Source organism: Mesorhizobium sp. M0019, from assembly GCF_040323975.1.
Classification (GTDB): Bacteria; Pseudomonadota; Alphaproteobacteria; order Rhizobiales; family Rhizobiaceae; genus Mesorhizobium.
This window is the reverse complement of sequence record NZ_JAMYVK010000068.1, coordinates 1-11616: the sequence shown is the minus strand read 5'-3', so window position 1 is coordinate 11616 and position 11616 is coordinate 1. Positions and strand designations below refer to the sequence as shown.

At 58.7% G+C, this 11616-nt stretch carries 4 protein-coding genes and 7 pseudogenes; 6 read left to right on the top strand and 5 right to left on the bottom strand.

Annotated features, from left to right (window positions below; genetic code table 11):
* The first annotated feature begins 532 nt into the window (after positions 1-532).
* A complete protein-coding gene (locus NKK47_RS31555; protein WP_352579541.1) occupies positions 533-991 on the top strand; it encodes a 4'-phosphopantetheinyl transferase family protein in 459 nt (152 codons plus the stop codon).
* A gap of 463 nt (positions 992-1454) precedes the next feature.
* Here the strand turns inward: NKK47_RS31555 and NKK47_RS31550 are convergent.
* Together NKK47_RS31550 and NKK47_RS31545 are read right to left on the bottom strand one after the other, a co-directional pair.
* Positions 1455-2728, bottom strand: a pseudogene (locus tag NKK47_RS31550) (transposase).
* An 87-nt stretch (positions 2729-2815) separates the two neighbouring features.
* Positions 2816-3868: pseudogene (locus NKK47_RS31545) on the bottom strand (IS630 family transposase); the annotation flags it as partial.
* A gap of 266 nt (positions 3869-4134) precedes the next feature.
* Between NKK47_RS31545 and NKK47_RS31540 the strand changes: the two are divergent.
* Positions 4135-4395 (top strand): hypothetical protein, encoded by a 261-nt coding sequence (locus NKK47_RS31540; protein ID WP_352579540.1) that lies wholly within the window; start codon positions 4135-4137, stop codon positions 4393-4395.
* A gap of 83 nt (positions 4396-4478) precedes the next feature.
* Here NKK47_RS31540 and NKK47_RS31535 read toward each other — a convergent pair.
* Positions 4479-5227, bottom strand: a pseudogene (locus tag NKK47_RS31535) (IS5 family transposase).
* Between the two features lie 70 nt (positions 5228-5297).
* Positions 5298-6098, bottom strand: a complete 801-nt coding sequence (locus tag NKK47_RS31530) for a class I SAM-dependent methyltransferase (RefSeq protein ID WP_352579539.1) — start codon at positions 6096-6098, stop codon at positions 5298-5300.
* Positions 6099-7011: 913 nt separating this feature from the next.
* Here NKK47_RS31530 and NKK47_RS31525 point away from each other — a divergent pair.
* Positions 7012-7737 (top strand): annotated as a pseudogene (locus tag NKK47_RS31525) (ISL3 family transposase); the annotation flags it as partial.
* 142 nt (positions 7738-7879) lie between these two features.
* A pseudogene (locus NKK47_RS31520) lies at positions 7880-8215 on the top strand (ISNCY family transposase); the annotation flags it as partial.
* 656 nt (positions 8216-8871) lie between these two features.
* Here NKK47_RS31520 and NKK47_RS31515 read toward each other — a convergent pair.
* Positions 8872-10140: an ATP-grasp domain-containing protein gene (locus NKK47_RS31515; protein WP_352579538.1), complete on the bottom strand. Its 1269-nt coding sequence runs from the start codon at positions 10138-10140 to the stop codon at positions 8872-8874.
* 363 nt (positions 10141-10503) lie between these two features.
* Between NKK47_RS31515 and NKK47_RS31510 the strand changes: the two are divergent.
* Together NKK47_RS31510 and NKK47_RS31505 are read left to right on the top strand one after the other, a co-directional pair.
* A pseudogene (locus tag NKK47_RS31510) lies at positions 10504-10884 on the top strand (transposase); the annotation flags it as partial.
* Positions 10885-11005: 121 nt separating this feature from the next.
* A pseudogene (locus NKK47_RS31505) lies at positions 11006-11328 on the top strand (IS21 family transposase); the annotation flags it as partial.
* Positions 11329-11616: the final 288 nt, after the last annotated feature.

Genomic DNA, 11616 nt, shown 5'->3' with positions numbered 1-11616 from the left:
GATCGTTCATGTGAACCTGTCGTACGACCAGAATAAATATTCAATCGAAGTAATAATTGCAGATGACATGGCGATGTAAATTTTGAAAGAAAAATTCAAAAGTGGAAAGCAGATTATCAAACCGTTTCGCGATCGTTGAAGCGATTTAATATATCTTTACGCATCGCGAGCCGTCGGCAGCGTAGAAGTGGCTCCCAGTCAGTAACGACCCACGCCACCTAAAACAGCTGAAGGTTGTGAACGGCCAAAGCGTGAACAACTTACGTTGTGCTGATCAGGCAAGGGCGTGTGGTGGAGCACATTGTGATGCATGCATTCGAATAGACAAACGGGCACAATCGACGTTTGGGTTTTCCGGCATTCACAGCTGACGATCCCAACGTTGCACATGCGCGAACTGCTGAGTCCAACTGAGTGGGAACGGGCAGAGAAAATTCGTTCCATGGATCTGCGCCTGTCATATCTTCAGGCAAAGTGCGCTTTTCGAATTATCCTTTCTGCGCACTTGGACCTTCCGCCGAGAGATCTCCAGATGACCGTTTCGCGCTTCGGCAAGCCCCGATTGCCGGCGCACGATATTGAAGCGAGCCAGTCTCATAGCCATGATTGGTCCGCCGTCGCAGTATCAGCCTTGGGCTTGGTCGGGATAGATATTGAGCGTTGGCGCCCCCTCGCAAATTGCCGCCAGTTGGCTTGCCACATTATGACCAACCAAGAGGCAAGGGTTTTTGAAGACATTCCGAGCGAACTGACTGTGCAAAAGTTCCTGCAGCTATGGACCAGAAAAGAGGCCGTACTGAAATGCGCCGGTCTTGGTCTCCGCCAAGATCCGCGCGGCCTTCATACAGGCTGGAATGAGCGGGGCGTGCAATTTGGTGACGTGCAATATTACCTCAACGCACTACCGGTCTGCGGACAATTGGTAGGGCATTTAGCATCGCATGCTCCCCAACGGATCATCATGCGCAGCCTGCCATCACAATTGGGCTGAGGTGCTCCTCGAGTTTGGATCGCCCGGGGACGGAATTTTCATGAGGTGTCCGGCTCACGGTGGCATAACCGCCGATGAGCCTTTCATGAGCGAATCGGCGGGTTGTTGGCGACCGAGCCAGTAGCACGGACCGTGTTAAAATGCTTATACATTCCGCCGTCTTTGAGCGGAATCGTCAAAGTTTGCGGAACCAGTCGGCGTGAGGCATTAGGCCCGGAATTTCCCGTCGCACTATGGCATGATTGTCGTTGCCGCGTCGTGATCTGGCGACGCCTGCGACTAGCCTAGTTTCCGTCCATAAACGCCGGTATTTCGCGGCATTTACAATGGCTTGGATCCGACCGGAAGCGCCGTTGACGGGCATGGACAGGTCAGGAATAGTTGATGATCGACAAAATGCCGTGCTTAGCAACGATCGAACGCACGCCATTGCCGGGGGGACGGCTGCGATGCAGAGCTGATATCAGGTCGGCCTGAGGCGGGTGAAGAGGACGAGGTTGTAGGCCGCGACCGAGGACCAGACGTAGATTTTGAAAGATCAAGGCCGCGCCAAGTGCAGCGCGCCAGGCCGTAAGCGCGTTTGAGGCACGAGATGCCAGCTTAGATGCCGGCGCGAAAGTTGCGCAGCTTACGATAGACCCACTTGCTTCTGACCATGTCCTCGACCTTGAGGCCGGCTTTCTTGTGGAAGGCCATGTCGGAGACGCCCCACGCCTTCGCCGTGGCCAGGTTGTCGCGTGTGGCGACAGCCACCATCGGCTGCTGCCTGCCGCGGCGCCTGACCCCAGATGCCTATGTGACGCTCCAGCATCGGCAGCAATCGGTCGCTGTCGGCCGGGTTGCCTTTCTCGATCACCAGATCGAGGATCATTCCACTCTTGCCGGTGGTCAGGTTGAGCTTGTGGCCATACTCGGTGTCGCGGCTGCCTTTGACGATGATATCGGCATGCTCTTCGAACAGGCTGACCAGCTTCTCGCCGGCCGACACCGGCTCGCCGGCCAATACCCGCCGCTCGCTCTGTCTGATGATGCGTTAGACCCGCGGCCGATAGTGACGGTCCTGGAGCTGCCACAGTGCGATGGACTGTGTGCTCGCCACTACCAATCGCTCGCTCGCCTGCTCCAGATAAGTTAAAGGTCGCACGGGCGATTGCGATCAGCTCGCGGTAGAGTTGGACCCGATTGGGTCGACCGCGCGTGAACTGGATCTTGCGAGCCCGCTTCAGCAGGCGCACCATGACCCGCACGGCATCCCAAAGCAGGCTGCTGTCGCTCGGCTCGTGCATGAGTGCCGAGGTCACGGTGCTGTCCAGCCGCACGACTGCGCCATCTTCGAGCTTCGCCTGCCGAGCGCTCGACAGCAGTACCCGATTGACCTGCTCCCAGGTCTCGGACCGGATCGCACTGATAGTCCTTTGCAGCACCGACTTGTGCGGGCTCCATGACAAGGCAGGCGAGCAAAGGGCGAAACGAGGCGGAGTCCTCAAGATGGAACGCCAGCTCCTGGTAGCTCAGTTGCCGGTATTGCTTGAGGATCGCGCAGCGCAACACCGCTTCGGCAGGCAGGCCCTGCCGTCCGGTGGCCTTGACGTCGACCCGCACCAAATCGCGCGCCACCAAGCCAAGAAGGTCGCGATGCTCATCCAGCCATTGCGACATCGCCTTCAACTCGTGACCGATCTCGTGCGTGGCGAAAAGATCGAATCTGCTGGCTTGGACGGTGCGTTCTTGGCGCATTGTCGGCTCCGGCGGTGGCAGGGCTTTGGAATCAGTGGCATGATCCAAGATACCTGAAACCGCCGGGCCTTGCTCGCGCAAAGCCGCGGAGGCGAGAATGTCGTCTGCGGACTTGGTCCATCGATATGGCTTGGGGTTTTCGTTGTGGTGCTGGATGAAGGCGCGAATATCGGCCTCAAGCTGGCTGGTGGAGGTATGGACACCGCGGCGTAGTTGCTTGCGGGTGAGTTCGGCAAACCACCGTTCGACCTGGTTGATCCAGGATGCCGATGTCGGTGTGAAGTGCACATGATAGTGCGGCCGCCGCGCCAGCCACGTTCTGATCGCGGCGGTCTTGTGAGTGGCGTAGTTGTCCATGACGATGTGAATGTCGAGGCCATGGGGAACCTGGGCGTCGATCTGCTTGAGGAAATCGAGAAACTCGGCGGCGCGGTGCCGCTTGTAGCACTTGCCGATGACGAAGCCCGAGGCAACGTCGAGGGCAGCAAACAACGACGTCGTGCCATGACGAACGTAGGAATGGGTCCGGCGCTCCGGCATGCCAGGCATCATCGGCAGGACAGGCTGCTCGCGGTCGAGGGCCTGGATCTGGCTCTTCTCGTCCACGCTCAGCACCAGCGCGCAATTGGGCGGCGACAGGTAGAGCCCGACGATGTCGCGCACCTTGTCGACGAACAACGGGTCGCTCGACAGCTTGAACGTCTCCGAGCGGTGCGGCTGCAGCCCGAAGGCAGTCCATATCCGACGGATCGTCGTGTGCGAGAAGCCGGTCGCGCCGGCCATCGAGCGGATCGACCAGTGTGTCGCGTCGCTGGGCAGGGAATGCAGCGTCCGCTCGATTACGGCGGCCACCTGATCGTCGTCGATCGTCCGGGGCCTGCCGGGCCGGGCTTCGTCCAGCAGGCCTTCGACGCGATCCTTGAGGAAGCGACGCCGCCACTTGCCGACCGTGTGCTCATGCACTCCCAGTTCAGCCGCGACGACCTTGCTGGGGATGCCGTCGGCGCATCGCAGGATGATCCGGCAACGCTCCGACATCGATCGTGCGACACGCCGGCGACGGACCTGTCGTTCAAGATGATCCTGCTCGTCTGCACTCAGAACCAACGGCGCGGTTGGGCGGCCATTCGCGTTCGCCATAATGCGCTCCTCTCCAGAAGCGGCGTAGTATACAATGTAACGAACTTCAGTTCCACATGACTAGGCTAGGATCCGGACTCATAACTGGGCATCAGGCGGCGGCGAAGGGCGAAGCTTCCCAGGCCATGCCTTAGGTTTTTTCCCATTATCGTGACGATCTTGTGTTAACTTCAAAGCGGTTGCACTGGACCTGCCGAAGAATGCCGAGGATCAGCCTAGACCATCGGTTGGCGACACGTGCCGATATGCCGGCGCTGGCCGTACTGATGAATGCAGCCATCGGCGAGCTTCAGAAGCCGTTCCTCACAGAGGAGCAGATCGCTTCGAGCCGAGCAATCATGGGGCTCGATACGCAACTCGTTGATGATGGAACATATTTCATTGTGGAGCAAAATGGCATCTTGGCCGGTTGCGGCGGATGGAGTCGGCGCGCAACCCTCTACGGCGGCGACCGTTCTCCTGGGCGCGATGCAGCGCTGCTTGACCCGACGAAAGACGCTGCGCGCGTGCGTGCCATAGGCGGTTGAAAAAGTCGTCGACAACAGAGGCGGAGCGGGCGTGCCAGTGTTGCGGATGAGGAAGGCGTTGTGAATGATCGGCGGGCTCGCACTCATTTCCAGTAACTGACGGTAGCTGCGAGGCAGACGGCGGCAAGGAAGTTCGTCGCCGACCGATCGTACCGAGTGGCGATGTGGCGGAAATCCTTGAGGCGCCCGAACATGCGCACGATGGCGTTGCGCTCGCGGTAGAGGAACGGTGAGAAGCAGTTTTTCCAGCGCCCGTTAGCCTTCGGCGGGATGTTCGGCATCGTCCCTCTGCCCTCGACCATATGGCGGATTGCATTGGTGTCGTAGCACTTGTCGCCATGTAGGATCGGACACTTGGGCATCTGCTCCAGGAGCAAATCTGCGGCGGTGCAATCGGCCGCCTGGCCGCCGTCAGAAGGAAAGCGATTGGACGGAATTGGCCATCGGTCAGGGCATGGATCTTCGTGGTTCGCCCACCGCGCGATCGGCCCATCGCCTGATTTGCTCCCTCCTTTTGCCGCCTAAAGCGCAGCGATGCGCCTTCACGGCGGAGGAGTCGATGAAGCCCCTGTGCCGGCGGTCCGCCAGCCGAGGCCAGGACATGGAAGATGTCGACCCAAACGCCCTTGGCGGCCCATCGGACGAAGCGGTTATAGAGCGTCTTGCGCGGGCCGTAGGTCTCCGGCGCATCGACCCAACGACCCCTGGACTTCAGGACATGCACAATGCCGCTGATGACCCGGCGATCATCAACCGGCGGCTTGCCGCGCGTATGGTCTGCCAGGAGCCGCGCGAACTGCTCCTCCGTCAGCCAGAAATGATCGCGATTCATCATTGGTCTCCTTTGGAGACCGTGAATCACCAAACCGCTGCCAACGGCATCCCCCTTATGGGTCCGAACGCTAGTCAACCTTGGCGATCACCAGTAACTCCTTTCCATATGCAGGCGGAGAATGCCGATAGTCGCTGTACTCTGCCTCCACCGAAAAGGCGCAGCGCGCCAGCAAGTGGCGTAGCTCCCACCGGTGCGTCCAACGCAGAACCAGATCACGCGTCTCTTCTTGCAATGTTTCGCCATCTTTTCCAATTTCCAAAAAGCGCCAGACATCATGCCGTGTTTGCGTAAAGTGATCATAGCGGGTATTCAAAAGATTCCGGACATACCGCCGTCCGCTAGGCTCATGTACAGCAGAGCGCGACCGGACAGGCACCAGCTTTTCTGACAGGATGTCAACGTGGAGATCGACAAGATCGAGCACAAGTCGGCCACCAGGCCGGATATGCTGATGAATGGCCTTCAATGCTCTAATCTGCAGCTCGGTTGTGAGAAGATGCTGAAAGGAGTGGAAGGGTGCCAACGCAATAGCGAACTGCTCACCTAGCTGGAGGTCTGACATGTCCTGCTGTACAAATCGCAGTCGCTGTTGTGCCGCCATCGGAATCCCGGCCGCCTTGCGTGCCGCAATTGAAAGCAGCCCCCCGGACATGTCGACACCAGTAACATTGAAGCCAAGCTCCGCGAGGGGCAATGCGACTCGCCCGGTTCCGCATCCCAGTTCGAGTACGTTTCCGCCGGCCTCCTTCGCGATCCCCGCGTAGAAATCGATGTCTTCTATGGGAGTCTGCGGCATCTCGGGGCTATAGAAGGCATCGTAAGACTGAACGAAAAGTGAATTGGCTTCGTCGTCATAAAATCGTTTCAAGAGAACCTCCATCCATCCGGGCAATCGAAGTCACCTCGTGCTGCTGTACCACCGGAGCATCGCCGCTGGTGCTAAAACCAAGGGCTTCAAGGCCGTAGCGGTCAGCAAGATTGTGCTTCGTATAATGGTCGCGACTAGCTGTTTGCAAAACAATGTTGTGTAACGTTTTAGTTGCGGATATATCTGATCTTCGCTCCCTGCTGCGACGCTGCTGCGATTCAGTAATCGCTTGACCGATTCCGTTAGCCAGAGGGACTTTCCAGTAATTCTCTGACAGCGATTCCGCTGAGTTCCGGACTGTTCCGGTGTGGGTTTGGGCCGGTCCTCGGCCCCGCGCCGTTTGGCAATTTGGCCTCTCAGGATTGAATGCGAGAAGCGATGCGAAGACGAATGAAAGCGTGACGTGCGGCGGTGAAAGATGTCCGATCGATCCTACGCCTGACCTATGGTCCTGTTGCAGCAGTTGAAGTTCAGTAAGAGGACGGTTTTCCTATGTGCACCAGCGCGGAGGAGCTTTTCCGCCTGTCCGCTGCCAGGCTATGAAGACGATGCGGTGCTGGAACGCGGCTGTTCTGGCGAGCCGGGCTAAGCGCTGGTTGCCCGCGAGCGAAAGCGCAAGGGGGTGACACTGGCGGTTCTGTGGCAGGTATACCGGGGCCGCCCATCTAGACGGCTGGGGCGATTTTGCGATCGGTTCGCCGCCTCCCGCCGGCGCACAAGCGCAACTTGCCGCAACCGCAACGAGGCAGGCCCGGGAGTAGGGCGAGCCACTCCGACGAGGCTGTTTCACTGTGATTTTTCATGGAAAGAGGACCCCGTTTGAGGGGTGATTTTCGTCCAAACTGGGGTCGGACTCAATCTCGCTGCATGTGGAGGGTGATGTCGCGCAAGTTTTCGAGAGGGAATCAGCGCGATGGAACAGAGATTTGGGTCGACGAGACTGGCGCCGGCGGGGTTGCTCGTCGAGCATGCCGAAATCAACACGGATTGTGTAATTCTTGACGTGCGCGCTACGGCGCTTTCGGCAACGTGCCCGTGCTGCGGGACGAGTTCACGCCGGACCCAGAGCCGATATATGCGGCAAGCCGCCGATCTGCCCATCGCTGGCCGGCGGGTGGTCTTGCGGGTGACGGTTCGCCGTTTCTGGTGCGACGCCGTTCTTTGCCGCCGCCGCATTTTTGCCGAGCGGTTTGGCGCCGATGTTTTAGCCCCGTTATCGCGGAGAACCGGACGCCTTGAGACCATCGTTCATCACTTAGGACTGGCGCTGGGCGGAAGGCCTGCCGCAGCCTTTGCCGATCGCCTGATGGTGCCGGTGAGCAACGATACCCTGTTGCGTGTCGTGCGCCGCCGGACTGAACCGCCGCGCGATAAGTTCGCCATCATCGGCATCGACGACTTCGCGTTCCGGCGCGGCCAACGATACGGGACGATTGTCTGCGATCTTGAGCGCCGCAGGCCAGTGACATTGCTGCCTCATCGCGAACAGGCGACATCGCAGGCTTGGCTGACGAATCATCCTTTCATTGTGACTGTCGCTCGCGATCGGGGTGGCGGATATGGCGAGGCGATCGCCAAGGCCTTGCCTCATGCCGATCAGGTGGCCGACCGCTGGCATCTGATGGAAAACGCCAGCCGCAAGCGGCAAATGTACGGCCGCGCCAAGATTGATCTGCTCCAGGCGCGCCTCGTCGGTGCAACTTAGGCTGTGGCCGCAGCGAGAGTGCGTCAGAGCCCCTTTTGCGCGAACAACCAGGGTCCCGATTCCGTGGTGATTGACAATCCAGTTCACACGTGGTCGACCCGACCGTGTCCAAGTCTACCGTGAGCTGATCGCGATCGCCCGCGCGACCTTGACATACCTGAAGCAAGCGACCGAGCGGTTGGTCGCGGCGGGCAGTCCGCTCATCGCACTGTGGCAGGCCCAGGTCTGTCACTATCGGCCGCTGATCGAGCAAATCATCGCACAGACTGAGCGGCGGGTGTTGGCCGGCGACCCGGTGCCGGCCGACGAGAAGCTGGTCAGCCTGTTCGAGCCCCACGCCAATATCATCGTCAAAGGCACGCATGGGGAAGGCGGGACACACGGCAGGCGAATGCCCCTCAGACGCCTTGGGGCCGGAAAATTAAGCGGCTCTCGCAGCAAATAGGAACAGCCCGGACGCACAATCGGGAATGCAGCCAACCCGCGCATCAGAGCTTGATCACCCATGTCAGTCAGTCCGCCTCCGCCCGTGCACGATCATCAGCACGAACAGCCGCTCCTCGGTTCGGATGTTGTGCGTCCAGCGAACATCAGAGCGGTGTTTCGGGACCACCTTTCGGGAGTGGTCGCGATCTGTTTCATTGGGATCGGCGATCGGCTTGTGTCTGGACTGACCTTACGCTTGACCGGAGCGGCAACTTCGACAAGGTGATCAACGGTGCTGGCGGCCGGCGTCAAGGGTCTCGATGGGTGACAAAGAACAGATCATCGGACCGTGACCCTTTCACGGTTCATCAGGTCCCTACGCTGCTATTTACTTAGACTCGTATCGCCAATTCCGCACACGGGTCTCCTGTGCAACACTTAGTTCAATCGTCTCGCTGGCGTCAGGGCAGCGCAAAATGCCACCAACGGTTCGGATGAAGTCTCAGTGTCTGCCGTTGAATTTTCATCCGGCGCTGGCTTTCCAATTGTGAGAGTCGCGTCGGAGAATCCGTTCTAGTGAGCCATCGTTCTGCCTCATGCTTGCGCAATACTTCTCTGCTCGTTGTAACCGCTTTCTCTTCCTCAGTCCGGGAAGTAAGGGGCCGCATATTGTTCCCGTTCGCCAAGGGTCGGAAATGGCGTGATCGACCAATGAATTAAGTTGACGGCACGCTGAAGGATCGCCTTGGTTTGAGCATGGTTGGGTGAAGCGGCGATGACGTGTCCGATCTTGTCTGTGTAATCGCCTCTCCTGACGATAGGCGTCTTGGGTTTAAGCAACAATTTGACCTCGGCAATACCTGGTAAAGCAGCTGCCTGACTGTGGCCATCGATCCAATCTAGGGTGCCGTCGCGATCAGGCAATAGGCACCGTACGGCCGCGGTGTGCGAATGCCTTCTGCGCAAATTCCATTCGTTGCCGATGACAAGCTTGATATGCTCAGTGATGAGATCGACACCGCAAGTCAGCTGAACCATTTCAGGAACGGGTGAACCCGCAAGACGCGGATTGACTTCAATGACGACTGGGCCTCGCTTCGTCCACAGGAGTTCAACGTTCGTCGGCCCCCACCCAAGGCCCAGAGCTCGCAAACAGCTCAGCGAGACATCGGCGATACACTTATGCTCGTCATTACTTAGCAGTGCCGGATAGGTGCACTCACGAAAGACGAAATGCGGTGGGGGGCCGAAGTCAGCGGCCGCAATCCCGATGACCTCATTTCCCATTATGTCAGCCCAATAGTATGGGCCTTGCGCAAATTCTTCGACCAATATCCTCGGCGAAGACCGCCATATGTGCTTCCCGCCCAGCAGATAGGCCGTATGTTCGGCCAACTCATCGAGATTGCGGCACAATCGGACCCCGCAACTGCCGCTGCCTACGGCTGGCTTAAGAATCACCGGCAGGCCGATCTCCGCGGCAAAGCTTTCTACGTCCGTCGCATTCGTGGCCAAGCGATAAGCAGGTATTGGAACGCCGGCCTCCGCGAGAAGTCGACGTTGAGCAAACTTGTCGCAGCATCGTTCAACCGATGCAGGGTTCGGTCCCGGCAAATCGAAGTACCGGCAGAGCTTGCCAGCCGTCGCATAGGCGGACTCGTCGGTGCGCGAAAAGCCAGTAATGCCAGCAATGTCGTGCGACGCACGCAGCAGAGAACATTCGCGGATCAGCCCATCGAGATTGTCTGTATCGACACGGATTGCTTCAAGCTTTTCCGCCGCAAGATAGTCGTACCGATCTGGATCAGTCGACAGGGTAATTGGATGAAGACCAAGACGCTGGGCCGCTTGGACGTATAGCAGCCCCATACCCCTATGACCTTCAACCAGGATGAGAGCTCTACTTGTCATTGGGGTCGACCCTCCGTTGCTGTGCGGCGGTCTGAGTGTAAATTGGCATCAGTTTTTTATCCGTGCTTGACCTCAGACTTTGCGGTTAAGGTATCATTGTCAGCGATCGGCGATCGCAATTATTCTGTAAATTTAGTTGAAGGATTTGTTGCAATGTTTGATATTGCCGGCGGGTGGCACAGAGCGTCTCGACCGAGTTTCGGAGGGTTGCGATGTTCAAGGGACGCCAGTTCAACCAGTTAGTTGTCCCACTTTGCGTGCGCTGGTACCTGACTCTATAATGCGAACTAGCGGCGGTTGAAAAGTAGCTCGCGGCAAGGCTATGCGTGCTTCAGTTTTCCGGAAAGATTCGCAGAACGAGGGATGGGCGGCGGGGACGAACGGTCTGGCGAGTTGCTCAGTTAATTGGTCTGGAGCGGCGCGGGTCCGGCGTGATCATCCGCTGCGCCTCATTCGGGCGATCGTGAAGGAGGCGCGGCGACATTGGAGCGGGACTTGGCCACTGTATCGCCGATGGGGGCGACCTTCGATGCCGCCGCAAAAGCTACTGCGAGCAATGCTGCTGTAGGCGTTCTACTCGATCAGCTCGGCGCGGCTTTTGAAGGATTCGGCTGGAATACGACCTTCTGTTCCGCTGGTTCGTCGGTGTCGGCGTCGATGACGCGGCCTGGGACCATTCGGTGTTCTCAAAGAACCGCGACCGGTTGCTGGAAGGGTGACATGGCAGCGAAGTTCTTAGGCGCTTGCCATCGGGTGATGAATGCTCCCTGATCGTGGGCGTCGAAAGTACCTAGTTGGCGCCATTGCTGTCAGTTCCGGGTCGCGTCCCGGAACTGGCGGCTTTCGCTCCGGCGTCAATGATCTGGTGGTCCACCTTGGAGAACTTCTGATGATACTGGATCCACACCGCCACCCTGACGGCAATCGACCGGCGCACCGGCCGCGACCCAAGACGATCCGCAAATACGCAAATACATCGAGCGCGAGCTTGAACTGCCGGGACCTATGGCCCCCGACAGGTTGGGCGGCCGAATAAGCTCGCGCCCTATCTCGATTATGTGCGTGACCGGGGCTCAGCCTATTCCGATCTAAGCGCCGTGCCGTTGACGGTTGACGCGCGACATTCGTGAGCGTGGCTACAGCGGTGCCTACGCCGTAGTGGAGCGCTTCGTCGCGGCGATCCGGCCGGCGGCAGACTCAGCTCCGCGTGGCAGGCGCTGTTGAAACAAACATGCCGCCAAGGCGCGCGAGCGCTGCTGATCGGCGAAACCGCTATCGAAATGGAACCCGAGGAGGGTCTGATCTGGTCTACGGACCAGACCACGAGGATGGCGTCATGGCCTTCTCCGAATTCGGCATCGAAGGCCTTCAAAACGTAATTACCCACGCCCTGTCAGGGGCAAGAATCCCTGAATCTATGCGGTTATGGATCGCACTGATTTGCAGCGTCTGACGAAGGAAGAGTTGATCGATCTG